Source organism: Rhodococcus sp. RCBS9, from assembly GCF_029457415.1.
GTDB classification, from domain to species: Bacteria; Actinomycetota; Actinomycetes; order Mycobacteriales; family Mycobacteriaceae; genus Rhodococcus_F; species Rhodococcus_F qingshengii.
This window is the reverse complement of the sequence record NZ_CP120422.1, coordinates 6,445,558-6,471,424: the sequence shown is the minus strand read 5'-3', so window position 1 is coordinate 6,471,424 and position 25,867 is coordinate 6,445,558. Positions and strand designations below refer to the sequence as shown.

The 25,867-nt window shown below is 58.1% G+C and carries 25 protein-coding genes; 24 read left to right on the top strand and 1 reads right to left on the bottom strand.

Features of this window, described 5'->3' with window-relative positions; all coding sequences use genetic code 11:
* Positions 1-45: 45 nt before the first annotated feature.
* The 10 genes from P0M12_RS30115 (at position 46) to P0M12_RS30070 (ending at position 5,521) form a co-directional block, all read left to right on the top strand.
* Positions 46-663: a hypothetical protein gene (locus P0M12_RS30115; protein ID WP_210377285.1), complete on the top strand. Its 618-nt coding sequence runs from the start codon at positions 46-48 to the stop codon at positions 661-663.
* 10 nt (positions 664-673) lie between these two features.
* Positions 674-1,033, top strand: coding sequence for a DUF2190 family protein (locus P0M12_RS30110; protein ID WP_277377265.1), 360 nt, complete (start codon positions 674-676; stop codon positions 1,031-1,033).
* 179 nt (positions 1,034-1,212) lie between these two features.
* A complete protein-coding gene (locus P0M12_RS30105) occupies positions 1,213-2,019 on the top strand; it encodes a hypothetical protein (protein ID WP_277377264.1) in 807 nt (268 codons plus the stop codon).
* A gap of 11 nt (positions 2,020-2,030) precedes the next feature.
* Positions 2,031-2,675: a hypothetical protein gene (locus P0M12_RS30100; protein ID WP_277377263.1), complete on the top strand. Its 645-nt coding sequence runs from the start codon at positions 2,031-2,033 to the stop codon at positions 2,673-2,675.
* A 376-nt stretch (positions 2,676-3,051) separates the two neighbouring features.
* Positions 3,052-3,237 carry a hypothetical protein gene (locus P0M12_RS30095; protein ID WP_277377261.1) on the top strand — a complete coding sequence of 62 codons (186 nt, stop codon included), beginning with the start codon at positions 3,052-3,054 and terminating at the stop codon, positions 3,235-3,237.
* Positions 3,237-3,548, top strand: coding sequence for an HK97 gp10 family phage protein (locus tag P0M12_RS30090; RefSeq protein ID WP_210377273.1), 312 nt, complete (start codon positions 3,237-3,239; stop codon positions 3,546-3,548). Before P0M12_RS30095 ends, P0M12_RS30090 begins: the two co-directional genes overlap by 1 nt.
* Positions 3,548-3,994, top strand: coding sequence for a hypothetical protein (locus tag P0M12_RS30085; protein WP_276116669.1), 447 nt, complete (start codon positions 3,548-3,550; stop codon positions 3,992-3,994). The genes P0M12_RS30090 and P0M12_RS30085 overlap by 1 nt, the downstream gene beginning before the upstream one ends.
* Before the next feature lie 122 nt (positions 3,995-4,116).
* Positions 4,117-4,683 (top strand): hypothetical protein, encoded by a 567-nt coding sequence (locus P0M12_RS30080; RefSeq protein ID WP_276116670.1) that lies wholly within the window; start codon positions 4,117-4,119, stop codon positions 4,681-4,683.
* Between the two features lie 17 nt (positions 4,684-4,700).
* Positions 4,701-5,162 (top strand): hypothetical protein, encoded by a 462-nt coding sequence (locus P0M12_RS30075; protein ID WP_276116671.1) that lies wholly within the window; start codon positions 4,701-4,703, stop codon positions 5,160-5,162.
* Between the two features lie 23 nt (positions 5,163-5,185).
* Positions 5,186-5,521, top strand: a complete 336-nt coding sequence (locus tag P0M12_RS30070; RefSeq protein WP_277377258.1) for a hypothetical protein — start codon at positions 5,186-5,188, stop codon at positions 5,519-5,521.
* A 10-nt stretch (positions 5,522-5,531) separates the two neighbouring features.
* Here the strand turns inward: P0M12_RS30070 and P0M12_RS30065 are convergent, their stop codons facing one another.
* Entirely contained in the window at positions 5,532-5,894 is a 363-nt protein-coding gene (locus tag P0M12_RS30065; RefSeq protein WP_277377257.1) for a hypothetical protein, read from the bottom strand.
* A gap of 133 nt (positions 5,895-6,027) precedes the next feature.
* Between P0M12_RS30065 and P0M12_RS30060 the strand changes: the two genes are divergently transcribed.
* From P0M12_RS30060 to P0M12_RS29995, 14 genes are all read left to right on the top strand, one after another.
* The gene (locus P0M12_RS30060) at positions 6,028-11,031 is read left to right on the top strand and encodes a phage tail tape measure protein (protein ID WP_277377256.1); all 5,004 of its coding nucleotides are present in this window, start codon (positions 6,028-6,030) and stop codon (positions 11,029-11,031) included.
* Positions 11,032-11,034: 3 nt separating this feature from the next.
* On the top strand, positions 11,035-11,931 hold the full coding sequence (locus P0M12_RS30055; RefSeq protein WP_277377255.1) for a phage tail protein: 897 nt from the start codon (positions 11,035-11,037) through the stop codon (positions 11,929-11,931).
* A gap of 13 nt (positions 11,932-11,944) precedes the next feature.
* The gene (locus tag P0M12_RS30050; protein WP_276116675.1) at positions 11,945-13,585 is read left to right on the top strand and encodes a phage tail protein; all 1,641 of its coding nucleotides are present in this window, start codon (positions 11,945-11,947) and stop codon (positions 13,583-13,585) included.
* Complete coding sequence (locus tag P0M12_RS30045) at positions 13,585-14,199, top strand: DUF2744 domain-containing protein (RefSeq protein WP_210377259.1); 615 nt, start codon at positions 13,585-13,587, stop codon at positions 14,197-14,199. Before P0M12_RS30050 ends, P0M12_RS30045 begins: the two co-directional genes overlap by 1 nt.
* The gene (locus tag P0M12_RS30040; protein ID WP_277377254.1) at positions 14,199-15,587 is read left to right on the top strand and encodes a GH25 family lysozyme; all 1,389 of its coding nucleotides are present in this window, start codon (positions 14,199-14,201) and stop codon (positions 15,585-15,587) included. Before P0M12_RS30045 ends, P0M12_RS30040 begins: the two co-directional genes overlap by 1 nt.
* Positions 15,580-15,873, top strand: a complete 294-nt coding sequence (locus tag P0M12_RS30035) for a hypothetical protein (RefSeq protein ID WP_277377253.1) — start codon at positions 15,580-15,582, stop codon at positions 15,871-15,873. The genes P0M12_RS30040 and P0M12_RS30035 overlap by 8 nt, the downstream gene beginning before the upstream one ends.
* Positions 15,860-16,237 (top strand): hypothetical protein, encoded by a 378-nt coding sequence (locus P0M12_RS30030; RefSeq protein ID WP_210377253.1) that lies wholly within the window; start codon positions 15,860-15,862, stop codon positions 16,235-16,237. Before P0M12_RS30035 ends, P0M12_RS30030 begins: the two co-directional genes overlap by 14 nt.
* An 89-nt stretch (positions 16,238-16,326) precedes the next feature.
* Entirely contained in the window at positions 16,327-17,274 is a 948-nt protein-coding gene (locus tag P0M12_RS30025) for a hypothetical protein (RefSeq protein ID WP_277377252.1), read from the top strand.
* 573 nt (positions 17,275-17,847) lie between these two features.
* Positions 17,848-18,501 carry a translation initiation factor IF-2 N-terminal domain-containing protein gene (locus P0M12_RS30020; protein ID WP_277377251.1) on the top strand — a complete coding sequence of 218 codons (654 nt, stop codon included), beginning with the start codon at positions 17,848-17,850 and terminating at the stop codon, positions 18,499-18,501.
* Positions 18,494-18,817 (top strand): hypothetical protein, encoded by a 324-nt coding sequence (locus P0M12_RS30015; protein ID WP_277377250.1) that lies wholly within the window; start codon positions 18,494-18,496, stop codon positions 18,815-18,817. Before P0M12_RS30020 ends, P0M12_RS30015 begins: the two co-directional genes overlap by 8 nt.
* The gene (locus P0M12_RS30010; protein WP_277377249.1) at positions 18,814-20,406 is read left to right on the top strand and encodes a hypothetical protein; all 1,593 of its coding nucleotides are present in this window, start codon (positions 18,814-18,816) and stop codon (positions 20,404-20,406) included. The genes P0M12_RS30015 and P0M12_RS30010 overlap by 4 nt, the downstream gene beginning before the upstream one ends.
* Before the next feature lies 1 nt (position 20,407).
* Positions 20,408-21,055 carry a hypothetical protein gene (locus P0M12_RS30005; RefSeq protein WP_210377245.1) on the top strand — a complete coding sequence of 216 codons (648 nt, stop codon included), beginning with the start codon at positions 20,408-20,410 and terminating at the stop codon, positions 21,053-21,055.
* A 164-nt stretch (positions 21,056-21,219) separates the two neighbouring features.
* Positions 21,220-23,241: a hypothetical protein gene (locus P0M12_RS30000; RefSeq protein ID WP_277377247.1), complete on the top strand. Its 2,022-nt coding sequence runs from the start codon at positions 21,220-21,222 to the stop codon at positions 23,239-23,241.
* Positions 23,242-23,572: 331 nt separating this feature from the next.
* Entirely contained in the window at positions 23,573-25,630 is a 2,058-nt protein-coding gene (locus P0M12_RS29995; protein ID WP_277377245.1) for a hypothetical protein, read from the top strand.
* The last annotated feature ends 237 nt before the right edge of the window (positions 25,631-25,867 follow it).

Sequence of the window (25,867 nt, the reverse complement as noted above, 5' to 3'; positions counted from 1 at the left end):
CGATCCGGTGCGGGCCAATTCCCCCGCGATGGAGGCGTTCTACCTATGTCTGAAGTTACCCCTGCTGTTCCCGTTGTTTCTGATCCGAATGTTGTGCCGCCGGTTCCTGGTGTCACTCCTGAGGCTGTACCTGTTGTGCCCGCAGCTCCTGCGCCGACTGCTCCTGTTGTTCCTGCCGCGACGGCTGAACCTCAGTACCCCGAGGGTCTCGGTGACCCCGGCAAGAAGGCGCTCGATGCCGAACGTGCACGTGCAGAAAAAGCTGAACGAGATTTGAAGGCTTTGCGCGACAAGGCTGCTGCTGATGCGAAGGCGGCTGAGGATGCGAAGCTGTCGGAACTTGAACGGGCGCAGAAGATTGCGACTGAAGCGACCGCTGCGGCGGAGAAGCAAGCGCAGGAGAATCTGCGTCTTAACTTCGCTTACAACAACGGCGTCCCCAAGGAATGGGTGAATCGCCTCGAAGGCTCGACTCCCGAAGAACTTGCGGCTGACTGGGCGATCCTGCAGCCGACGTTGGTGGCCCCGGTGGCTGCTGTCGATCCGAACGCACCTCGCGTTCCTGCTCCGGTTCCGTCTCCGGGACCGCAGCCCAGTCCGACCAAAACCGAGGATCAACTCCTCTACGAGCAGGTCTACGGGTCTGCTCCGAATCGAAAGTGAGACAAAACTTATGGCTGAATATACTCCGATCCGTAAGCCTGGCGCTGATGTGCCGATCGCTACGTCGGCTGCTGTGACTGGCGGGCAGGTGGTTGCCATTTCCGGTAACAGCACTGTCGCTCCTGCAGGTGCCGCGTCTGCTGCCTGGTTTGGTGTCGCGGCGTTCGATGCTGCTGTCGGCGAGACGGTGACTGTGCATCGTGGCGGTGTTCACGAGTTGACCGCAACGGGCCCGATTGTTGCCGGCGCGAATGTGATTACTGCTGCTGCTGGCGCTGTCGCCACTGCTGGCGCTGGCACGTTCGATCAGGTTGTGGGAATTGCGATTTCCGCTGCTGCTGGCGGCAAGGTACGTGTCGCGCTCCGCTGAGTGCCGCTCCTTTTCTCTTATTTCATTCTTCGAAGCCCTCACGTTCTCGTGGTGGGCTTCTTTAGGCTCTGGAGGGCCGAAAATTGGCTATTACTTATCCCGCTGGTCCGCCCACTTTCTCTGCGGACACTGCAACGATCAACCGGTTCCTGAACAGCCCCACGGCTGTGGCGACTCGGGTGAATGAGATTGCGAATCAGCGTTTCATCTCTGATTTCATTTTGACTTCCCGCCAGGATGTGTCGGGCGGCGCGATCGTGTTCGATCAGGATGACCCGCTTTACACTGATCGTCCGGTTGAGGCGATTTCGCCTGGCGCTGAGTACCCGCTGGCTGGTGTCGGTTCGGGTACCCCGCAGGCTGTTCGGGTCACCAAGTGGGGCCAGGACGTGCCGATCACGGATGAGAAGATCAAGCGGTCGAACTTCTCCCCGGTTGAGAAGGCGTTCAACACGATTGTCAATCAGATTGTGAAGACAATTGACTCGTTGTCTTTGTCGTTGGTTGCCTCTCAGGTCACGGCCACTCAGGCTGCCGCATCCACTTGGAGCGGTGTTGATCCTAAGATTCTTCGTGACATCATGCTCGCGAAGGCTAAGGTCACCGGCCTGAATAAGGGTTATGACCCTGACGTGATCGTTGTCGACGATGCTACTTGGGCGATCCTCGCATCTGACGACAAGCTGTCCACCCTGATGGCCCGCGAGGACAAGGGTAATGCTGTTTACTCGGGCGAATTCCGCACAATTGCGGGTCTGACGATTCTCCCGACCCCGAACCTGCCCGCTGCTGGCGCTTGGATCATTGACACCAACGCTCTTGGTGGTATCGGCGACGAGAAGCTGGGTGAAGGTTATGCCGGTGCCATCGTTGAGACGAAGTCGATTCGTGACGAGGACAACGATCAGTGGCGTGTTCGTGGCCGGCGTGTGTGTGTTCCGTATGTGAACGAGCCTGGTGCTGCTATCAAGATCACCGGAATCTGAGGGGTTTGAGTATGTCCTATGTTGTTGTTGCGCCCCTTGTCGGGGTGAATGGTGCTGATGGAAAGCTGAAGTACCTGTATCAGGATGCGGTTGTGCCGCTTGATGTGTCGGAAGCGGATGTTGCGCGTCTCGCTGCGGGTGGCCTGATCGAGAAGCTTGAAACCGAAACGGTTGAGGCTGAGACGGTCGAGACCGAGAAGGTTGAGCCTGTTGTGAAGACCACTCCCGCAAAGGCAGCCCCAAGAAGCCCGCAGGGGCATCGAGTGACGGCACCGCTTAGCCCGCTCATCACAGTTGAAGACGTTCAGTTTCGTCTGGGGGAAACCTTCGATGACGCTGAACGCCTTCAGGTTGAGTCGTTGATCGACTTCGCGTCGGCTCGACTGCGAGCGTATCCGCTGGACATCGACACCCGTATCGCGCAGGGCTCACTGAGTCCTGCGCTCGTTACGGGTGTCCTGGTCACTGCGGTGGCCCGCGCTGTAGATGCTATGCGAGTGGGGTTGCGGGTCCGCTCGGAACAGTACCCGGAGATCAGCACCACGTATGTGGATGTCGATCCGTCGCTGATTTTCTTCTCCGCTGATGATCTGGCTGTGCTCGATCCAGCGGTGGGAGTTCAATTCGGTGGCGCTTTCACGATTGTGCCGGGCTGATGCGGCGGCTACCTGAACCGTGGGTGCTGTTGCGCGACAACCCGCCCACGCTCGATCCGTCCACCGGAAATCGGCGTCCGAGCGACCCGACCGAGGTTCCATGGTCAGGTTTGCTGCAGCAGAGGCAGTTGGCGTCCTCATCTGTTGATGCTGGCAACGTGGAGTTCGTGGACGGCCATGTGGTGAGTTCTTATGTGCTGCTGCTTGATCCGGGCCTCAATCCGCACCCTGTGCCGCGTGATAAGTTCCGCGGCCCTGATGGGACTGTGTTCACGGTTGTCGGCCGCCCTCGGGTTAGGCGTCCGGTTCGTGGGACACGCAGGCCTGCATACATTTCCGCGATTGTGCGGAGTTCAACTGATTACCAGGAGTGACTATGGCGATTGTGTCCTATACCGACGAGGACGGTGTGCATTTCACCGATGAATTCTCGAAGACGTACGAAAAGCATCTGAAGGCTGTGGCCGACAAGGGTGCGGTGAAGCCGGCGGAAACGCCGAAGCCGGAACCTGTGAAGCCTGTCTCGAAGCCGGATGTGAAGTCTGACCTCAAGGTCAGCTAATGGCGCGGGTCACGATCTACCGTGACAACGCGCAGCGGGAGGCTCGGGAACTGTCCACCGAGGGTCGCAAGGAAATCGCGGAGAAGATCAAATCCGAGTTCGATGCGACAGCTCCGAGGCGCACAGGGGAGTTCGTTGGGGGTTCGGCGCTGGTAGTGGAAGGTGACCGTGTGTTCGTTGAGGACAACGATCCGGAGGCGTTCTGGAAAGAGTACGGAACGTCGAGGATGCGCGGCATTGCGGCGATGACGAACGCTGCCCGCAAGCACGGCAAGTATTCCGGGTTCAAACCTCGGGGATCGAGGGCCTGATGACTGCTTTCACACCGTTCGCTCCTGGAGCTATCCGCGACTTTCTGATCAACAATGCCGAGTTCACTGCACTTGTTCCTGCGGTAAACATTTCGACGCGGGACATCCCTGATCCTCTGACTGGTCCGTTCGTGACCTTGTCCGCTCCCAGTAATTATGGGGAGGATCCGATGTTGCGCCGGCCGATGATTCAGTGCGATGTGTGGGTTCCGAAACTTGAAATCTTGGGCGGGGATACGGATCCGGAAGAGTTGGCGTGGAACATTGCTGACATTGCTGGGCGTCTGGTGCACAAGGCTCCATCGTCGCAGCGACGGTTCCGGAATTGTTCGTGGGCTGCGAAGTGGATTGACGGCCCGATTACGGATGTTGATGCCGAACGTGGTCCCGAGAATCTGTTGTTCCGTGCGCTTGTGCGTTGGGACTTGAAGATGATCGTCCGCTAACTCGCCACCGATGTGTGGCGTCTCAATTGTCCTGCCCTGAATGTTTGCCGCGCCAGGCGCATTCGGGGTGGGACTCACTTATTTCTGCCCGCGCTTGGTGTGGGCTTTTCTGGAGGTTTTTTGTGAGTACTCATGCAGATCCGAATAAGGCTTATGTTTGGCAGGATGGTGACGCGTTCCGTGCTCCTGCTGGCACTGCGGCACCTACTGATCCGTTTGGTTTGACCCTTGTTACTGGCACTGCGCCTGGTGTGACTTGGGATGCGTTCGGCGGTATTGAGGCGGGGTTTGAGCAGAACCCCAGCCAGGACACCAAGGAGTTGCCGATCTGGAACTACCGCCAGTCGTCTTACAAGATTGCTCGCGGCCCGCGTTCTGATCGTTTGAAGCTGAAGCCTGTCGATTACTCGAAGGCGACTGTGCTGACCCTGTTGCAGGGCGGTGAAATCGTTGAGACTGCACCGGATTCCGGAATCTTCAAGTGGGTGATTGGGGATTCGGAGGAGTTCGCGATCCTGTTGCGCCTTGAGGATGAGGATGACAAGCAGGTGCTGTATTGCGAGCGGGCGACGTTGTTCACTCCGCCTCCGCGTTCGCTTGGTGGAGACAAGATTGATGGCTTTGAGCTTGAGTTGCTGGCGTTGTCGCCGGTTCAGCTTCTGACTAACAGTAACCCGCTCGCACCTTAATTTGAGGAGTTTTTTGTATGCCTGGCGCACCCCGTAAGTCTGTTTCGAAGGTTGAGCCCACTGTGGTTGAGTCTGAGGTGGTTGCAGATGAGGTCGATGATGCTTTTGACCTTCTGTCCGTGTTGGACACTGAAGATCTTCCACCTGTTCCGGTGAAGTTGAAGGATGCGAAGTTCGACATCCGACGAAGCTACAGCGGTGAAGAGTCGATTCAGTTTGGTGCCTATTTGCGTGCCGATCAGATCGAGTTGGCGATGAAGCTGATCGCAGGCGATGAAGGTGGTAGTGCGATTGCACGACATCTCGGTGACTGTTCAATTGAGCAGGCTGTGAAGCTGATCAACAAGCTCGGGAACATTTCGACGCTGACTTCGGGGGAAGCGTTGGCGCTCTTGCCTGCCTCACTACGCGGGATGGATGGAGCGCTGCCCTCACAGGATGCGAACGCTACTACGGTCGAGGCCTCCGCGAAATCTTGAGGGAGCCACTTCGGGACTGCGCGTTGAAGATCCGTGCGGTGATGGAGTGGCTTGAGGCGGAGAAGCGGGATTCTGAGAATCTCGCGATGCTGGTGGATCGCGATGATTACTGGTTGAACTCTGAGTACGCGAATTGGATCGCAGATCCTGATGACAAGGATGCTCAGAGGGAGCGGGACAGGCGGAAGCGTGAGGGTATTAAGCCTCCGCCTCTGCCTGTGTTGCCTCCGGTGGGTAAGCGGTCTGTGTCGGATACGTCTTTGTTGGTGGCGGAGTTTTTGGAGAAGCGTGCTGTGGTTGAGCCGCCGAAGCCCAAACCGCGTTTGGCGAACCTGGTGACACAATGGCAGGTCGGCTGATCCCGAGGATTTACGGATTTCCGCTTGTGTAGTCGACATCCAGGTTGGCGTTATAGGTGCCGCCGGTTTGGGTGGTGGCGCAGTTGAAGGAGTAGTCGAACGCACCGACCGTCGATGAGAACACCCCTTGCAGGCGACCTGTTGTGTAATAGAGCCCGTTCCCATGGTCACTAGTAGTGACCTCGGAATAGACAGGATCTTTCGCCGCCTCTGCGAGATCGCTCATCCGCTTGATACACGCAGCTTCTGCAGCGGCGGTCGCAGGATCTTGCGTCGCCGTGGGGGCCTGCTCAACGGGCTGTTCCTGCTCTGATCCGCACCCAGTAATCGCTACAGCTACTGCTGCCAGTACGTAGGCAAGTTTCATTTTCATATTCAGATCATCTCATGCGGTCTTCTCAAGCCAGATAACTCTGTACGCGCTGAGCGACAACTGAATATTCATATTTCCGGTAGCCCGTGGACTTCGAGTCTTCGGGCTACCGGCGTTTCCATAGGAGGTGGCCGTGGCTGGTGGTCGCATTGATGTCGAGGTCGCAGCAGACCTGTCCGAGTTCAACTCTCAGTTCGAACAAGGCCTTGAAGGTGCAGGCGAGGCCGCATCGAACTTCGCGGGAAAGATCGCCGGAGTACTCGCCTTCACAGGTGCTGCTGTGTCGTTCGGGTCGATCATTGACAAAGGTAACGAGTTCACGCGAACTCTGAACGCGATGTCTGGTGTCTCCGGCGCTACTGGCGAGCAGATGGACGCCATCAAGGCGAAGGCGATGGCACTCGGCAACGATGTTGAGTTGTCCGCCACCTCAGCTAATGATGCTGCTGCTGCGATGACGGAACTCGCCAAGGGCGGGTTCTCTGTCGACCAGTCGATGGAAGCAGCGAAAGGCACTTTGCAGCTTGCCGCTGCAGCGCAGATTGATGCCGCCGAGGCGGCAACAATTCAGTCCCAGGCTTTGCAGGCGTTCGGACTTGATGCAAGTTATGCCGCAACAGCTTCCGATGTGTTGGCGAATGCCGCGAACGCGTCGAGCGCTGAGATCACAGATATCGCCGCGGGATTGCAGCAATCGGGTGCCGTCGCGAACCAGTTCGGGCTTTCGATCGAAGAAACGTCTGCAACTCTGGGTGTTCTCGCCAATGCCGGCATCACGGGATCTGACGCAGGAACGCTGCTCAAGTCAACGCTTCTGTCTTTGACTGACACGAGTAAGCCAGCTCAGGCTGCGATGGAAACTCTCGGCCTCACTGTGTATGACACGCAGGGCAATTTCGTTGGCATGGAGTCACTGTTCGGGCAGTTGAAGGACGCTTCTGCCGAGTTGACTCCCGAGATTTATCAGCAGGCGTCGGCAACGCTTTTCGGCTCGGATGCCATGCGCCTTTCTGGCGTCGCCGCTGAGCAGGGATCCGATGGCTGGAACTTGATGCGGGAGGCTATCGGTCGGCAGGGTGCCGCGGCTGAACTCGCTGCTGCGCAGAATCAGGGCTTGCCTGGCGTATTCGAGAAGATCGAGAACACATCCGAGCGACTGCAGCTGCAGTTGTATGACCTGATTGACGGGCCACTGACTTCGTTCGGTAATACGGCCGTTGGTTTGGCGGACGGTGCGCTGGACAAGTTTGATGTGGCGCTTGGTAACTCGGGTGGCGTGGTCCAGGGCTTCAACGAAGTTATCTCAGGTTCTTTGACGAACCTGCCGATGCTGTCGGGGACGTTCAACAATGTTGTTCGCGCCGGCGACTCGATGCGTGAGATGGCATTGAGTATTCGCGACGGTCTTGTTGAGATTGCGGAAGGCGCAACAACTTCTGGTGGCGCGCTCGATACGCTGCAAGGTGGGCTTTCGCTGGCAACGGGCGTTGGAGCGACCGCGCTCGCAGTGCTAACCCCGGTTGTCGGCGTTGTAGCCTCTGCTGCTGGCGCTTTCGGTTCTTTGCCGGGGCCAATTCAAGCTGTGGTTACCGGGTTGGTGGCGTTCAAGATTGCGTCGATGGCCAGCTCGGCCTTCATGGCGCGGAGCACTGACGGCATGGGCCGGATGGCAACCGCTGCACACGGTCTCGGCACCCGCATTCAGGGCATCGGTCCGGCCACGACAAGCGCTTACACCGGGTTGCGATCGATTGTGACCGCGAGTGGCGGGCTGGTGAACACCGCTCGTGTCGGCACCGTCCAAATGGGGTCCTTCGGTTCGTCCATCCAGCGCCTCGGGACACACTCTCCCGCGATTGCAAGCATGCAGGGCGCATTTGTGAACGCCGCCGCTGGTGCATCTACGTTCGGCCGTACAGCCGGCACCGTCGCTGCTGGGTTTGCAGGTCTCAAGACTGCTGCTGGTGGGCTGATGGGCGCTCTGGGTGGTCCCGCCGGGCTTGCGGTGATGGGTGTCGTTGCAGCACTGTCGATCTATTCGATGAATCAGCGGAAGGCTGCGCAAGCAGCCGCTGAGCATGAGGAGTCAATCAAGAGCCTCATTGGGACCTTGGATGAGCAGACTGGCGCGATCACAGAACGGACCTATCAGCAGAAGGCATCTGAACTTGCGGATAGTGGCGCAATCAAGTCTGCCAGGGATTACGGGATCGCTGAGACTGACCTTGTTGCGGCACACCTGAATCAGGCTGACGCACTTGGTCGCACGAACCAAGTCATTGACGACAATATCAAGAGGTCGCTCACTTCTTCTGAACTGTACCGAGATTCAGAGAAGAACTACAAAGCGGCTGGCATCTCTCTGCAGGACCTTACTGACGCACTAGGTGGGGCTCCCGGCAAGTACGACGAAGTTAACGGAAAGATCCAAGACTGGAACCGCAACATGGGTGCGTCTGGCGCGGCGAACTCGTCGATGATGGAATCGTTGGGCGCACTCAAGGGCGGAATGGACACCGCTGGCCAGGGAGCTGCGAACCTTGGCACTGAGATCGGTAAGTCGAACGTCGACCTTGCTGCTGCCCAGCAGCGCGCTTCGGATGCCGCTGCGGCTCTAGAGAAGGGTCGTTCACCTGCCAGTCAGTTCAGCGATGCAATGCAGAAGCTGGGCGGCATGGCAGGCAGCGCCGAAGAGAAACTCTCCGCGCTCTCGAATGCGCTGACCATCTTCAACGGTGGAACTGTTGGGCTAGAGCAGGCGCAATCCCGCCTTGCGGAAGCGAGTGACGCTACAAAGGCAGCGTTCGCGGATGCAGCTGGCGTCGGTGCGATTGTCAACGGCGCGTTTGACGTGAGCACTGAGACTGGCCGACGCCTGCTGGACGCGACTAACTCTCAGCAGCAGGCAACTTTGGCGAATGCTCAGGCAGCGTACGAAGCGAAGAAGAATGTTGGCGATCTTGCTGGCGCGCAGGCTGATGCGACCGCGGTTGTTGCGGCCTCGCGTCAGACGTTTTTGGACCAGATTGCCACGATGGGGATCGTTGGCGATGAGGCGCAACGGATGGCCGATAAGTACATCGGAATCCCCTCCGTCATCTCAACACTCCTGACTCTCGACAATCAGAGCTTCAAACTGAACGCGCAAGAGTCCGAGAACATTATCGCAATGCTGAGTGGGCTTGAAGCAACGCCGCAGGTGACTGCAATACTCACGAAGCTCAAAGAGGGTAAGGCGATCACCACTCAGGATCTTGCTGAGTTGTCGAAGTCCACGGCTGATCCTGCAGTTGTTCTGAAGATCGCAGAGGCGTTGGCGAATTCACAGCAGGTCAAGGACGATCTGGCTGGGATCAAGGACAAGACGGTCACGATCAGCGTTCAGTACAACTCGATTCGAGACGTGGCGCTGCAGTACGGACCTGGTTCGCCTGAAGCATGGGCGGAGATGGCTCGCCAGCAGCAAATAAGTGGGCGAGCCCTAGGTGGACCGATTGAAGGCGGCATTCCAGGTAAGGACTCTGTTCCGATTCTGGCGATGCCTGGCGAGCACATGCTCACCACTGCGGATGTTGACAGTCTGGGCGGGCAAGAAGGTGTCTTCCGGTTCCGTGCTGCGCTAGCGCAAGGCAAGGTCGGGAAGTTCGCGGATGGTGGGGCTATCGGCTCTGACGGCCTCGACAACATGATCAACTTTGCCCGAGCCAAGGCCGGTATCGGTTACGACTACGGGCCGTGGGACTGCTCGATGTACATGTCTCACATCGCTGCAACCGGCATGGGGCAGCAACCGCGGCGTCTGTGGACGACATACTCGATCCTCGGCGGTGACCTTCAGGGCATGCAGCTTGGTGGCAGTGAAGGCCACTTCCGGATCGGTGTCAGCCAGGAACATATGGCTGGCACGTTGTTCTTCAAGGACGGGTCTCGGGTCGATGTCGAGAACGGTGGCAGTAACTCCGGTTCGACGTTCGGCGGTAACGCTGCCGGCTATGACGACAGTCAGTTCCCTGCGCAGATCCATCTTCCGGATTCGGCGCTTTCACCGGCATTGCAGATGGCTCTCACAGGTGGCTCTGGCGCGTCGTACTCGGGTGGTGTGGCGAACGAGCCGTGGACTGAGAAGGATGCTCTGGCGCTGGAATCGGCTCGTGTAGCGGTCATTCAGGCGAAGGAAGCTCAGGACAAGGTCAACGCGAACGAGAAGAAAACTGACGCTGACAGGCAGCAAGCTGAGTTGAAGGTTCAGCGGGCGGAGCTGAAAGTCCGTGAGCTTGAGCAAAAGCGTGACGGTACGGGTGCGGGTAAGGCGATTGGTCCTGCGCCTGAGCTTCAGGGCGCGATGACTGATGATGCGATCTCGTTGCGGAACGCTGAAATCGCTGTAGTTGATGCGCAGCTGGCTCGTGACAAGACGTATGCAGCGGCCGAGTCCACATCCATCGACCGAGAGAAAGCCGACATAGCCGTGTTCTCGGCGCAGAACGCTCTCGAAAAGGCGAAGGCGGGGGACGGCGCGAAGACCTTCAATCTGAAGGATCGCGTAAAGAGCTACGGCACTGACGTAGTCGGCATTCTGGTTGACGCCGCATTCGAACAACTTCCTAGTGCGCTTTCGGAGTCTCGTTGGATCACAACGGACTGGGAAGGGCTGATGGGGGTTAAGCCGAAGCCTGTGGCTGCGGCTCCGTCGTTCTCTCAGGCCGAGATTGATGCGCAGTTGCCGGCAACTCCGGGCGCGCCTGGTTGGCAGACGGCTATTGCTTCTGTGGCTGGCGATGATTGGCAGAAGCGACTTGCTGACGCTTTGAACATGCCGACTGTCCTGCGTGATGGCGGTGGTCCGGTTCCTCACGGCACGGCTGCGTTGAATTTGTCGGGCGCTGAGGAATGGATGCTGACGGCGGACGAGCGACTGAATTTGTCTCGTGACTTCGCGTTGATGCGTGGCGCAACGAACCGTGGTGGCGACGGTGCGTCTCTGGATCTGTCTGGACTGATGTCGCAGGTAGATCGCCTGGTCGAGCATGCTGACCGACCGAACGTCACCTATCAAACCAGGGATATTGATGCGGCATTGCGGCAGGACCGCCTTGATCGCAGGAAGCAGTCTCTGACGTTTTCACGAAGAAGGTAACGAATGCCCGACACTCTTGTCGAGCTGGAGGACATTCGTGGCAACTTGTTTACATTGGCAGGCCCAGGACAAGGCGATCGTGGCATTGTCCTGGGTACTGATGTGGACGGTATCTACGATGCTCCAGTCAAAACGATTCAAAATTCGCATGCATTCCAGACGGGTTCAACGTATGGGGGCAAGCGAAACCTGCAACGCGACATCGTATTCGGAGTCTACGCACACCATGATGATGGTGACAAGAACTGGAGTTTCAATGACTCTGAGTGGCGTAAGGGCTGGTCGTATGAGCAGGACTGCAAGCTGTGGATCACTACCGAGGATTCGCGGCGCTATCTGAAATTGCGGATGTCTCAGCATCCTGAGTTCAAACCTGAGCACGATCCGAATGGGACGCAGATCGAAAAGGTTGTAATGACCTGTGTCGCAAACGATCCGTGGTGGTATGAGAAGAACGATGTGACCGACCTGTGGGAGTCGCCTACGAGCACTCTCAATGGTTCGATCAATTACGGGACTGTGTCGGTGTCGAATCCGACGGATGTCCCGATCTGGCTGAAATACGTCGTGCATGGTGCAGCGAAACCGATGTTGCCGGACTTCAGTTTTGGTGACGACCGCTACGAGCGCGCCGAGATTGATGCAGACCGGAAGCTGTGGCTGCCAAAGATCACGGCCGGTGACACGATCGTGTATGACACCGACGAGGAAGCTGATCAGGCCACGTCACGCCTGAAGATCCCGTACTGGCAACAGATGAACGGCGTCACGTTCTGCTATCCAATCCCGCCGTACACGAAAAAGATTCAGTTACCGGTGGGGATGACGTTGGCCGCGGCCGGTATGGGGATTCAGGTGCGTTGTCCGCGCCCGTGGTCTCGTCCGTGGGGGCTTCAATGATTGGGGGTGTTCGATGACGGCACCTTCGATTACTGATTACGATGCTGCGTTCGCCGAGATCACCAATCGCCTGAAGGCAGAGAAGAAGCGCCGGCTGGTTCCTCCTCTTGTCCGGTTGTGGGATGGGGATTGGAATCTCCGCGGCATTGTGAAACGCGAGAACAACGCCTCGTTCCAGTATCTCGATAACGAGACTGGGATCGGTTCGTTGGAGATGCCGCTGGACTATTTCATGTCGAAGTGGCTGGTCGACGTTGACGGCCGCGGTACGACGAACGTGCACATCACAGTAGACAAGGACGGCTCCCGGTGGGGTGGCCGGATGGATGAGTTCAAGATCATCAAAGATGATCAGGGACGCAAGTTCATTCGAGTGTTCTTCAAGAACGACTATGAAGAGCTGAAACACATTCTGGCGTGGTCGAATCCGTTTCTGCCGGCTGAGATTCAGTTTCCGCGATTGTGGGTGTGCTTCGGGCGTGCTCGTTGGGCGCTGAAGACGACTCTGCTGGTGAATCTTATGCGGCTCGAATCGTCGTTGTTCATGCTGCCTGACGATCCGATGGATCCGGGGCAGTGGTTCAACTTCGATCAGTCGACGTGGTGGAATGTCGTCAAACCTGATCTGACGCCGGATCATTCGGTGGGTGCGCTTGTGCATTCGCGTTTCAAGAACATGCACGAGGTTTCGAAGAAGATTGTTGCGGATGCGCAGTTGTCTTGGGAGCCTCGGCGTTTCTTGGCGGGTGATCCGCCTCCGTGGCCGGGCGCGAATGTGCGGCATGGCTGCCTTGTCTGGGATTTGATCGACAAGTCCGGTTGGAATACTGGTACATCGTTCGGCGGCAACATCTTCAGTGGTCTCGTTCATGAACTGATCAATATCGGTGCGGATGGCAAAACTGAGAATGTTGAGCAGGTCGATGACCCGAATGTCCCTGGCGAGTATCTGACTCCGGGCTATAAGGGCACGATTCCGTCGATGCCGGGTGTTGTTTACCGCGAGGGTGAGCACACGGGCATTCAAGCATCGGAGTTCAGCCATAGGCCGGCTACTGATGTTGGGGTTGTAGCTGGCGGCCACTCGATGCCGGGAATGAACGAGTTGATCTCTGCGACTGTGCAGATGGTCGGCGACCTCACGGCAATGATTCCGGGCGTGCCACCTCTAGGCGGTGTGGCTGATGCAATTCTGAAGCCTTTGTACACCGATGTGTTCATGGCGTTCGGGAAGTGGAAGAGCCCGCAGAGGGCGCAACGTCTCGGCAAGAACCATTATCACGAGCGGTGGGCTGACGGGGCGGACAAGGCGTACACGCTGTCGTTCCTGTTGGCTATGCGGTCCGGCATGTGGTCGACACGTGAAACGAACAGTGTCACTTTGACTGTCGCTGACGGTGCGCCGTGGCGTATCGGTCAACTTGGTCACGGCCATTTCTTCCTTGGTGATCGTGTGGCGTTCTCAGTTCTGGGGATGAAGCCGGGACGTTTGTTCGTGGAACGTGTTTCGGAGTTGACGCTTGCGTGGGATCGGGACACTACGCCGACTTGGCAGATTCAGATCGGCCAGCGTGAAGCTGAGGATCCGATTGCTCGGATGGCTGAAGATTTGCAGGACTTTTTGGGGATGCTTCAAGAATTGGGGGTGGTCTAGTGTCGGATCGTATTCCTACGCTGGAGAATTGTGATCAGTCTGATCCTGAGCAGGTGCTGCAGTGGATTGCGGTGCAGCTGCCGTTTGCCGGGAAGCAGGAGTACACCCCTGGACCTGATCAGCGTGCTGCGTGGTCGAAGCGGTGGGATTCGCTGGCGATTGTGTATGCGCCGAGTTTGGTGAAGTTGGCTGACGAGAACGGGAATATTCATGTCAGCCAGCTTCCGCAACCGAAGCTCAAACTTCGTGTTCCGCATCGTGGTCAGCAGCATTACTTGAATGGTGCGATGCAGTGGGTTGATATTGATGAGCCTGAGCTGGATCCGGTGGCGCTGCCTGATATGGGGGAGTACACGCGGCATGAGCAGGAGTTCGTTGCAGAGCAACTGCGCTATCACGGTGTTGTGAAGGACGCTGCGTCGGAGTCGGATTCGGCTGAGGTTGTTGACTCTTCGGAGTTGTTTGATCCGGCTGATCATACGGTTTCTGGGGTTAATGGGTATTTGTTGGCTCCAATTCCGTTGTCGGAGAAGCGGCGTGTGATTGCTGCGGAGATGGCGTCGAAGAAGCCTCGGCAGGGGATTTTGAATGCGCCGCAGAATAGGGGTTTGTGATGGCTGCGAAGTTTTGGCCGTTGGAGCGCGGACTGGTGGTGACTTCAGGTTTCGGTTCGCGTTGGGGGACCACTCACTGGGGCACTGATTTCGGTAAGGATGGTGGCTCTGGTGGGCTGCCGGTGTTCGCGGTTCAAGGTGGAACTGTTGTGGGTTCCGGGGCGGCGTCCGGGTTCGGTCAGTGGGTTGTAGTGGATCATCCGACTGCTGACGGGTCGGGCACGACTGTGTATGGGCATGTGATCCCGGAGGTCGCGGTCGGCGCTCGTGTTGAGGCTGGTCAGCGCATTGCCCGTATCAATCCTGTGAAGGGTGCGGGGAATGGCAATGTTGATCCGCATCTGCATTTGGAATGGCACAAGTCAGTGTGGTCGGCGAATGGTGCGGACCGAATGGATCCGTTGCCGTTGTTGGATGGTGCGTCGTATCCCGGTGAGGCTGCGCCGAAGCCTGATGTTGGGGGTGAACGGGTGACGTTCTTCGGGATTGATATTGCGTCATATCAGGCTGGCTTGGATATGTCGCGGGTGAAGTCTGAAGGCTTCTCGTACGTGATCGCGAAGGCAACTGAGGGTGCAAGTTACACGAATCCGGAGTACCGCCGGCAGCGTGATGGGGCTCGGGCGAACGGACTGTTGTTCGGCTCTTATCACTATGTGAAGTCGGCGGATTCGGCGCGGGCGCAGGTTGACCGGTATGAGTCGGTTGAGCCTGACCGGAGTATTCCGGTGATGCTGGATCACGAGTTGTCGTCTGGCGATGCGGGTGTTTTGCGGGCGGTGTTCGCAGAGTTTGTTGCTCGCGGTTATCGCGTGAATTTGGTGTATCTGCCGCGCTGGTATTGGTCGGGGCATATCGGTTCACCGGATCTTTCGGGTTTGCCGCCGTTGATGGCGTCCAACTATGTGACCGGTGGCGGTTTCGCCAGCGTCTTGTACGACAGGGCGGGCGGCGACGGGTCTGCTCGTTGGGATGGCTACGGCAACAACAGTGTTGCGGTGTTGCAGTTTTCTGATCAGGGCCGTGTGGCTGATTACTCGTTGGATGTGAATGCCTTCCGGGGCACAGTGGAAGATTTGGCTGCTCTGTTTGGGGTGGCCCCTTTGGAGGTTGTTATGTCTCTTGCGGACGAAGAGTTGGGGAAGTCGTTCCCTTCGCGGTCGATTTATCGTGATCATGATCAGGTTGTGGATACGTTGGCCGGGTTTGTGTTGAACATGGACGCACGTATTCACGAGGATTTTGTTGTGGCTCAGGCGAAGTTGGGTGTGCCTGAGTATGTGGAGAAGGTTCGTCGTGTGGCGGCGAATGGTATGGCTGGTGTGGGTGATCAGGATTCGAAGAATCGCGCTCAGGCTGTGTTGGATGGGTTGGTGAGCGATGTCTGAGGTTACGCAGGTTGCGAATTCGTGGCGTACTACGGTTCGTACTGGGTTTCAGGTGGGGTTGGCGTTGGTGTCGATTCTGCCGGTGTTGTTGTTGACTTCGGGTTTGTCGGCGACTGTGGTTGGTGCGCAGTTGATTGCGGTGTCGGCGGTGGTGGCGAAGGTGATGGCGTTGCCGCAGGTGAATGCGTTCATCGAGCGGTTTGTGCCGTGGTTGGCTGCTGAGCCGGTTCCGGTGACCGCGAAGCATCGACCGAAGCCCGCGGGCGGCGTCGGTGAATCCGCCTGAGACGCATCCTTTGGTTTTGTGGGTGGGGGTGATCGCGGCGGTACTTGCTGTCGTCGCGGTCATTGTCGCTAAGACCAAAGAGATTGCTGCTCCGATTGCTGTGTGGTTGTCCAGCATTGAGGAGCGCAGGATCGAGCGTCAGGCTCGTATTGAGGCTGCTGCACGGATTTTGAATGATGCTCGGGTGGATACGCTTTCGGTTCAGGTGCGCGGTTTGGCTGGGCAGTTGGATGAGGCGTTGCGGGAGATTGTGTCGTTGCGTGCGGAGTTGCATGCGGAGCGTTCTGCTCGTGAGCGGTTGGCTGAGCTGGAAGCGGAGAATGCGGTGTTGCGTACCCGCGTGAATGGTCTTGGGGGTGTGTAGTGACTACTCCTGGTATTGGTGCTCCGGATGGGGCGTATGTGGTTGGTTCGCGTTACGGCCAGGATGTGCCGAGAACTGAAGCTGGCGTCATGGCGCTGGTCAAGGGGCAGACCGCTAGTCCTTGGCAGGGGGCCCAGAACAAGTTCCGGGTGAATGGCCGTGCTCTAGAGGAAGATTTGCGGCTCGTTAATAAACATGAGTCGGAGATTGGGGAATTGGTTGACGCCTACCGTCAGCTAATCCTTCAGGGCGAGGCCCAGGTGTTCACCAAGTCTGGGATGTATCGCAAGACTGAGGGCTGTGTGTCGATCGAGGTCATCATGATCAGCGGTGGTGGCGGCGGCGGCGCGGGCAAGTGGGACATCCGCGGCGGCGATTATCGGGGCGGTGGCCATGGCGGCGGTGGTGGCGGTGAACTATATGCGAAGATTCCGGCCATGCTTTTGCCGGATGAAATGCTGGTAGAGGTTCACTGGGGCGGGCTGGGTGTCGGTGGTGTCGGCTCTGAAGCGTCAGGGACTGGCGGCGGTACCGTCAAGTTCGGCAACGTCCTTACAGCGGTTGGCGGCAATGGCGGATTGGGCGCTTCTGGCAACCTCCGACCCGCTGCGACTGGCGGTACTGGACTAATCGTCGGCGGCACCGGCGGGTTGGGCTGGGTGGTCAATGCCGACAACACGGAGTCTCCGCAAGGTCGCGGGTCGGTGGGCGGCAACTCCACATATGCTGGCGAGCTTCGCGGCGGTGGCGGCGGTGGCGGCGGAGGGTCTCCATACATTGGCTATTCGTGGCGCGGTGGAACTGGCGCGGCCTTCCCTGGCGGTGAACCTGGATTCGATGGAATGTCTCCAGCGCAGATCATTGCGACCGGCGGTGGTGGCGGCGGGGGCGGAACGGACGCCCGAAGGAATGGCGGCAACGGCGGCTGGCCCGGTGGTGGTGGAGGTGGCGGTTGCGGCGGGACGCTTGCCAGCAACAACGGCAACGGCGGAAATGGCGCTTCTGGTGTTGTTTACATCATTGAGCGGATGACGTAATGCCTTATGTCGAACTGAAAATGTTTGGGGAGAACGGAATCTGGGTCAAACCTCCGCGGCTCTACGCTGTGGAGTTCGTGTGCCGTGGCGGCGGCGGTGGCGGTAGTTTGCTAGCTGGAACTGGCGCTGGGCATGGCGGTGGCGGCGGTTCAGCCACTCGCTCCTTACGCAGGGTCCTCGCATCTGACTTGCCTGACTCCCTGGAAGTCGTTGTGGGCCAAGGTGGCGCTGGTGGACGCCCCGGCGGCAACCGGAATGGCTCAGATGGCGGAGAATCCCAGTTCGGCGACCTCATTGCCGCGGGAGGCGGGACGGGCGCAACCACTTCAAGCCCAGGCTCTGGCGGCATCGGTTCATTCGTTGGCGCTAACGGTGGAGCCGGGGGCCAGAGAGGGCAGGACGCAGTATCCAGCAAGCGGGACATGTTCACTGGCGGGGCTGGTGGCGGCGGTGGGGGTCAGCCTGGCGGTTCCGCCGGTTGGCGCTTCCCGGGCGAAGGCGTTCCCACTGCAGGGAATAACGGAGTCGGCTGGCGCATGTGGTGGCAGGTTCTCAGCTCTGGGTGCGGCGGAGGTGGAGCTACTTCGTCCACATCTGGCATGGCTGGCGCTGGAGGTTTCCCCTCTGGCGGTGGCGGCGGCGGCAATGGGAATGTGGCGGCCGGCAATGGCGGGAATGGTTGCGTCACAGTCATTGAATACATTTATGACAATGAAGGGTAGTGGCTACGTGAGCAAAATTGCGAAGGTACTGGTTGACGATTACAAGGGCGCACCGGGCCGGGCGAGACTGTTTCGATTGTCGGAAACGTTGGATGGTTACGACGAGGTTCTGATCTGGCTTCAAGATTCGATTGGACCGATGGGGCCTGAGGTCAATGTGGTTGGCACTAACCTTATTACGGGCAAACCTAAGCTGGGGTTTCCGCTTCCCGGTTCGTGCAAGCTACAGCACATGGTTGAGTTTGAAGACGCCTGCTTGTGGGCGCTGGCGACGGCTGGCGGATACACGATGGAAGCGGCTGACCCGGAACCGGAACCCGATGAAGCGAGATTCTCTCAGGATTTGCGCGTCTATGAACTGGCTTACAAGCTCGATGTTCCATCGGCTCGCGTCATCAAGACGCTCGAAGCCCTTGGCATCGAAGGTAAGACACCGAGTTCGAATGTTGGCCCTGCGGATGCTGAGCGTGTTCGCGACTACCTGAATGAGGCGACGGATGGCTGACATTCGCAAACCAACACCCAAGGGTGCATTGAACCTGCCTACGGTGGGGGATTTTGTGTACTGGTACGCGTTCGAGGACGGTATCGAGTTCCCAAACGGCACTCAAATGTACTTTCTGTTGGGCGATCCTGAAGACACACAGTTGAAGTGGGACTTCGCAATCACGGGCGATACAGCGTCGATCAAGATTGAGTCTGAGGTGGTTGCAACTGTCGATACGGGAACAAAGTATTGGTTGATGCTGAAAGACACCACAACAACCCCGACAACCGAGACTGAGTTGCAGACCGGAACCGTGAAGAAGGTGAACGCATGATTCTGGTTGGTAGTGACGGGGACCGGATTGTCTTGGGGGAGGAAGCCACTGGCAGTGGAGGTGTGCTCGTTCCGTTGGAGGGTCCTCCCGGCAAGGACTCAACCGTTCCAGGCCCCCCTGGCCGAAACGTCGATGGTATTACCCTCTCCGGTGACAACCTGGTCTTCGACATGTCGCAGGGTGCAGATATTGCGGTCGCCGTCCCGGCGATCACCGAAGCGAACCAGGCCGCGGGACGGGCTGAAGATGCTGCCGATATCGCAGTCCAGACCGCAGCAGGCATCCAGGATGTTGCGTCCGATGCGGCTCAGGTGGCGGAGGATCTTCTGGCTGTGGAATCCGCGGCGTCCGCAGTCGCGACCGACCGTCAGACGGTTACTGATGCGCGTGATGTCGTGGTCACCGCGAAACAGGATGTCGAGCAGGTCAAGATCGACGTAGTGCAGGCGAAGGGCAGTGTTGACAACACGGCTGCCTTGGTCGACCAAACTCTCGCGCAGTACGGCGTTCAGTTCGTCGCAGAGAGGGAACTGTCGCAGCAAGCGGTGACGGACGCGACGGCGCAGGCGCAGCGAGCTGAGGATGCCGCTGACGGCATCGTTGCGGGTTCTGTGCTCGACAACGCAGTCACGACCCCGAAGCTGGCTGACGAGGCTGTCACGAAGGCGAAGACCTCACCGGCTGTGCAGGCCTCGCTGAACAAGGCCGACGGGTCGGTGCAAGGGGATGACGCTCGACTGACCAATGCGCGGACACCCACGGCGCACGTTCACGCCGAGGCTGACGTCACAGGACTGACTGCGAAGTTGGCGACCAAGGCTGACATCGACGGCAACGGGTTCCTCGTGCAGTCGCAGATCCCTGCCGTGGCAATCCGAGAGTTCCTCGGTTCGGTCGCAACTCAGGCCGCGATGCTCGCGCTTGTGGGGCAAAAGGGCGACTGGTGCTCAAGGTCTGATCGAGGGTCTGACTTTCAGATCATCGGGAACGATCCGACACAGCTCACGAGTTGGCGTGAGAACACCTATCCCGCTTCACCAGTTTCGTCGGTCAACGGACGCCAGGGAGCGGTCACAACCCAGACCGTCGACATCACCGACTCGACCGCAGTGGGACGTGCAGTGATGAAAGCGGCCGATGCTGGTGCAGGCCGGCTGGCGCTCGGCGTTGACGCACCCTCTGACACACGTAGTCCATCTCCTGGGTCGGTGACCATCGCGACGATGGCTTCGGCTGCGAAACAAGACACTCTCCGATTCGGACTCTGGTCGGACACCCGCAAAGTTGGTGTGGGTGACGGATTCGCGCTTGACGGCTGGGAGTTCACCTACCCTGTCGTGGTGACGGGCTGGAAAGTGCAGCTCGGAACTGCCGACGCAGTGGGCGGCATTGCCACCTCTGTTCAGATGAAGAAGAACGGCAACGATGTTTCTAGCGCAACCGTCAGTGTCGCAGCCGGATCGCTCACGGGTTCAGTGACAGGATCGTTCGCTTTCGCGGCCGGGGACGTCCTCACCTTCAGTCAGACCACTGTCGGAACGACACCCGGCAAGCGAGCTTCGATCATTCTGTCGATGACGAGGACCTGACATGTCGATGTATTGGTTTAACTCGGGCTCAGTCGATCTCGTACCGCAGATATCGGCAACCGCGTACCACTTCAAAACCACTGGCTCGACGCTGTCGTTCAACCTGCCGCCGGCCGAAGTGGGCGACATACGCATTGCAGCGGTCGCCTCGATCCGCGCCTATGTCACTACCCGGCCACCGACGGGGTGGGTCACAATCCAAGACAACGGCAGTTGGTCCAACAACAACTTGTTCGTTTTCGGGCGGGCCAAACAAGCTGGCGATTCCGATGCCGTGTCTTGGGCCACCGCTGGTTACGACAGTGAGTTCATCGTCTTCGTGGCGGTGCTTCCCAAGGTCGCCGCGGTGCCGAACGCTTCCGCGAAGTCCGAAGGTACTGGGCTCACGTGGCCGACTCCGGCAGTGACGACGACTATGCCGAATTGCTTGATCCTGCGATACGCGGTCAGTTCCGGAACAGGTGTCTCCGAGATCGTCTGGGGCCCGGACGTCGAGTCGGTTTTCTCATACACCATCGCCGACAAAGTAACTCTCGGTGTCGCAATCCAAAAGGCACGAGACCCAGGTGTCTACGCGGCAGTCAACGCCGGACAACCAGCGAGCCGAAGATTCTCGACAACAACGGTCGCAGCAGCACCTGCCGCGTAGACCTGCCGGGCGCGCTTTCCGGACGACTCCATGCGCCGCAACGGGACAGCGTGGGTGCTGCGTATAGGTCCAAAACAACGAATGGGCTACCGCCCCATAGCGGCGGATTCGTTAAAGCAGAGCGAATTGTTGCCCAATCTATTTCGCATATCTCAAGGAGAACAATGACTTTTGCCAGCCAGCCAGGTTCGATTGACGGACCTTCAACAGTTTCGAGAGTTCTGGACCCCGCGGAGGGGGCGGCACCGGCAGTCGCGGTCCACGATAGTTTGCCGGGTTTGGACGCCACAGGCATCAACGATTCGTCACAAGCATTACAGGACGCAGTCAACTCCACACTTGATGGCTCAAAGCTCATCATTCCGCCGGGGACGTATCGAATCGACTCGACTATCAATATTGACAACAAGTCGATTCAGATCTCCTGTTACGGTTGCCAGTTTACGAAGACGACGCCAGGCAAGATCTTCAATTTCAAGGCCTCCACCGAGACTGTGTACTCGGTTTCAGCGCTTACAGTTACCACTGCAGTCGAGGAGACATCGCAGGACGCGGTCCAATTGACAATCGCGGGAACCCCCAACTGGTCTCGCGGCGACATTGTGAAACTCGTAGCTGACGACGTTCTCGTGGGTGTTCGACCTGGCTCGAACGGAAACGAATCCCGGACCGGTCAATTCATGGTCGTGCATTCCTCCGGGTCCGACACGGTGGAACTTCTTGGAACACTTCGAGATCCGTTTACCAAGAATATTCGTGTAGCACGTCTGACTCGACACGCAGTCTCGATCGAGGGTGGCACCTTCACACACCCAAACACTGGCGGAGTCGTGGGCTTCACCCAGCTCATTGCGCCGCGTATCAACAATGTTGATATCACCTCAACGAATGGCGAAGCGATATCATTCAATGGGTGCGTGGCGTACCAGGCCGACGATATCGTCATCAACTACGCCCAAAACGATCCGGCCAACGGAATATACGGCTACGGCATCCTCGACAACGCATCCGCCTACGGCAAGGTGCGCGGGTTGCATGCGATGCGCGTTCGACACGCGTTCACGGACGATACACAGCGAATTGTCGAGAACTCGGTCGCACTCACTTACTACGGACGTACCTTCGGCGCGACAATCTCGGAATCTCGGGGTATCGCGTGCAGTCAGTCGGCGTGGTCAACGCATGCGGCATCAGAATCGGTGAGTTTCGTCAACTGTGATGCGATCGATTGCTACACCTTCGCCGGCCTCCGGGGTCGGAATCATCGCATCTACGGTGGCAATGCCATCGACTGCTATCTCGGTTTCAACATCTTCTCCGAGGACATGGACACGGATTCTTACGGGCATATCGTGGATGGTCTTCAGTTGATCCGGCCCAAGCGGAGTTACGTTGTGGAAGTTAATCTCAATCCCGTATCGAAGGAGCGCGAGAAACGCCCTTCACACATCCGCAACTTGTCTGTCGAGGGTATGGCCGCTCCGCTGATCAATGTGTACAACGGCACATTACGGGTCAGCGGGATAACGGCGACTGCAGCGGCCACACTTACCAAAGATGCGGGTGTGTTCCGGTTGCGTAATGCAGTTGTTGAGGGACGCGGTGTCGATGTCGATTGGCGGAACAACACTTCGGGGGCAACTTTGCGATTCGCCTCGGTGGAGGGAGTCGCGGTTTCGGAACTACGACTCGACGAGGTGGCCTTCCGGTTCTCCGAATCGGTTCGTACCCGACTGCACCGCTTTGTGAGTGTCGATCCTACGAACACGAGTTCGGTCGTACGACTCGGCGGCGTGGAATTGGGAGGGAAGCCGGTTGTCATCTCCGATGCGCTGGCGCCGGGTTCATATATCGAGTGGGCGGCAGGGCCGGATTCGGCCGCGTATGTTGCGTTGGCGACTACGGCAATTGAAAACCCTGTATCGACAGCACAAGTCGCGTACACGTCCGCGCCACAGGTGACGATGAAACTTCATGCGAGTGACGGGGCGCGAACGCTGGCTTCACTGCCTGCATCTCAGCAGAAGGGGCAGCGACTGGTCATCTTTTCGTCGTCAACTGGAGCAGTGACTATTCCCCATGCGATGGCGTCGAGGATTCAGCTGGCAGGTGGCGTGGACGTAAAGCTAGCTCAGTATCAGTCAGTGTCCCTCTTTTGGGACGAGACCTGTTGGCGTCAAAGCTAGCCATGGCGGTCGGCCGACAGGACCTGAAGCGTCATTTAGCTCAAACCTTCGAGCGCGGGGGATTTTGGTGCTTCATGAACTTCTGATCGCGGCAGTTCCCGCGGATGGATTGGATTGAAATAGCTGTGATCTGACCCTGACCCTGACACTAGTCAACCTGGCACTTTGGATTCGCGCATCTGGCGCAAGACGCGCCACAGCGAAAATGCACCGGACGCCGAGTTGTTCAGTATCGAACAACCTGAGAAGAAGGCAAATACGGCCAAAACGAAGCGCCCACAATCTCTATGTACGACACCACTTTTAGTATTGCCAACAAGAAAGGCAACCAATGCCGCTCGAATACTGCACTGCCCGAGTCCATCTCACCACCGACGCTGCAAACGACATCCCAGATGGAGCACCAGGCGCTGAAGTGGGCCGTGCAACCATCCCCACTCTCGATGAAATACCGAACAACTCTGTTGGACTGGCACAACTAAGTCCTGACGTGCGGGAGATAGTCGAATCTGTCGCGACCAAGATTGACCAAACAGCCGGAGACAGTCGATACGCTCCGGCTGAAGGTTCGCCTGTCTATTCCCTGAAAAACGTGATCGACGCCGAAGAGTACCGGCTGGCAGGGGATCTGTACGACCACCAGCGAGTTCAACGGGCCGTGACAGCAGCAGCGAACCTCGGAGTTCGTGAAGTGCTTCTCAAAAAGGCGAAATACACCTTTCGTCAAGGCATCAATATGAACGGTTGCCACGACTTGACTATCCGCGGCGCCGGCCCATTTAGTACTGAGATCTACATCCCAGGAACGCCGGCCGACGCGACTGTCTACTCCGGGTTCTGGACCAGCGGAGACTGCAGCGGCCTGCTCTTCGATGACTTCACCATTCGCGGCACTGCTGTCGATGACGTCACCGGCCCGCGCCGAGCACGGACGTACTCACCCACTCCCGGTGTCTCTCAGGCTTTCACCTTTCGTGGTGACCTAATCCCGACAAGTGAGGGTGTAACACCCAACCCGGCCTACCCAGTGGTCCGGGATATCGAGATCGGTCCGGGCATCCGAGTCAAAGGCACTAGGACGCTACCGTGGTTGTTCGCTGGGGTGCGGGGCAAGGCCACAGCGCGTGGTGCATACGTCGAAAACACGATGGACGCTTCGTGGATCTTCTGCGAAATCGTAGAAGCCCACAACCTCACAAGCATCAACTCCGCAGACAATGCATTTAGCTTTTCTCGCGGAAACAAGTGCGTCAATTTCTCGAACCTCACTGCGATCAATCCTGCCTACTATGCAGTGTGGATTTCTGGTTTCAGAACTTCCAATCCAGGTGCGGACGGCCCGAGTTGGGCTGGCCCACACGGTGTTACCGGATCGGGCGTGATCGGAAGGAACTGTGGAATGGGTGGGCTTCTTCTCGATGACGCACCTCGCAATGGCACCGTCACCGGGGTGATGATCGACGGAGTACGTCGGGGGCCGAGCGATGAACCGTCAGCTCTCGGTGGTGTCGGGATCAGGTTCGGCGGATTTCCAAGCAACGACCGGGTCAGCCCGTCCGAGTACGCCAGCAACTTCTCTGTCAGCGACTTCGTATTGATCGATTGTGCCAAAGGTGGCGTTCAACCCACAGGATCAATGGACTGCTCTGTCCACGACGGCAAGATCATCAACTGCGGAAGCGAATTCACGGAGGACGGTTCGACCGTCATATCCAGCTCGGATACAGCGCAGAACTTTGGGATCGGAACCGCGGGAATCGAAGCTGGAACTGTCGTTCGGTTCGGCGTATACAACGTGAAGGTAGTAGACACCAGGTCGACGCCGCGAACCAACTACCCTCTCTACCTTGAAGGAACCGTGAATTCGGAGTGGTTCAATGTGACAGGGCATGGCACCCGAAGGACCGCTGCAACTGATCGGGTCGCCACAGAACGTCGGCTGTTGGGATCCACAATTTTCGAATCCATGCTGACACTTCCGTCGGGCCTGCGCAGCGGGGCAACTGGAGCAGTAGGCACTGTCCGCGGGTTGGATGTCAATGGAGCTCCTGGATCCCGCCGACAAATCGGGCAAGCTCTTACGGGCGGGGTATCCCGCTGGGAGGTTGCAGTTACCGGGGACGCGGAGGCCGGGTCGAATGCAGGGTCGAACTATGTCGTTGCCGGGTACGCGGACAGCGGAACGAAATTGGCGGACTATCTGACCATTCGCAGAAGTGATGGCCGGGCCTCGTTCGGAGGGGCCGCGCAACTCAAGTCCTACTCCACGGCGGGCCGACCAAGTGCGTCGACATCAGGAGCTGGGGCGAGTATCTATGACACGACGTTAGGTAAGCCGGTTTGGTCCGATGGTTCAGGATGGAAGGACGCATCCGGAACGGTAGTGTGACCGCCGGAACCACTCATCGGTTGGTTAATGGCAATCACAACTAGGGGCATTGCCGCAATCCAGAAGATCTGGTCTACCTCCCGAAATTCTGTTTTGACTTGTGTTTTGAAGTTGAGATGCCCGTTTCAATGAAGACGATAAGGATGCCCCCAACCTTGCAATGAGGTTGGGGGCACTTTTTTGTCATTCAGGAGGGGCTGAGTCGGCTTCCCTGACTCTCCCGACATTGCGCGATGG

Bases quoted from the DNA above. Each gene is read 5' to 3' on its own strand.
- P0M12_RS30075 (WP_276116671.1), top strand. From the start codon at position 4,701: ATGCCTGGCGCACCCCGTAAGTCTGTTTCGAAGGTTGAGCCCACTGTG.
- P0M12_RS30115 (WP_210377285.1), top strand. From the start codon at position 46: ATGTCTGAAGTTACCCCTGCTGTTCCCGTTGTTTCTGATCCGAATGTT.
- P0M12_RS30040 (WP_277377254.1), top strand. From the start codon at position 14,199: ATGGCTGCGAAGTTTTGGCCGTTGGAGCGCGGACTGGTGGTGACTTCA.
- P0M12_RS30015 (WP_277377250.1), top strand. From the start codon at position 18,494: ATGGCTGACATTCGCAAACCAACACCCAAGGGTGCATTGAACCTGCCT.
- P0M12_RS30005 (WP_210377245.1), top strand. From the start codon at position 20,408: ATGTCGATGTATTGGTTTAACTCGGGCTCAGTCGATCTCGTACCGCAG.
- P0M12_RS30095 (WP_277377261.1), top strand. From the start codon at position 3,052: ATGGCGATTGTGTCCTATACCGACGAGGACGGTGTGCATTTCACCGAT.
- P0M12_RS30010 (WP_277377249.1), top strand. From the start codon at position 18,814: ATGATTCTGGTTGGTAGTGACGGGGACCGGATTGTCTTGGGGGAGGAA.
- P0M12_RS30000 (WP_277377247.1), top strand. From the start codon at position 21,220: ATGACTTTTGCCAGCCAGCCAGGTTCGATTGACGGACCTTCAACAGTT.
- P0M12_RS30025 (WP_277377252.1), top strand. From the start codon at position 16,327: ATGGCGCTGGTCAAGGGGCAGACCGCTAGTCCTTGGCAGGGGGCCCAG.
- P0M12_RS30100 (WP_277377263.1), top strand. From the start codon at position 2,031: ATGTCCTATGTTGTTGTTGCGCCCCTTGTCGGGGTGAATGGTGCTGAT.
- P0M12_RS30065 (WP_277377257.1), bottom strand. From the start codon at position 5,894: ATGAAAATGAAACTTGCCTACGTACTGGCAGCAGTAGCTGTAGCGATT.
- P0M12_RS30110 (WP_277377265.1), top strand. From the start codon at position 674: ATGGCTGAATATACTCCGATCCGTAAGCCTGGCGCTGATGTGCCGATC.
- P0M12_RS30085 (WP_276116669.1), top strand. From the start codon at position 3,548: ATGACTGCTTTCACACCGTTCGCTCCTGGAGCTATCCGCGACTTTCTG.
- P0M12_RS30090 (WP_210377273.1), top strand. From the start codon at position 3,237: ATGGCGCGGGTCACGATCTACCGTGACAACGCGCAGCGGGAGGCTCGG.
- P0M12_RS30055 (WP_277377255.1), top strand. From the start codon at position 11,035: ATGCCCGACACTCTTGTCGAGCTGGAGGACATTCGTGGCAACTTGTTT.
- P0M12_RS30035 (WP_277377253.1), top strand. From the start codon at position 15,580: ATGTCTGAGGTTACGCAGGTTGCGAATTCGTGGCGTACTACGGTTCGT.
- P0M12_RS30050 (WP_276116675.1), top strand. From the start codon at position 11,945: ATGACGGCACCTTCGATTACTGATTACGATGCTGCGTTCGCCGAGATC.
- P0M12_RS29995 (WP_277377245.1), top strand. From the start codon at position 23,573: ATGCCGCTCGAATACTGCACTGCCCGAGTCCATCTCACCACCGACGCT.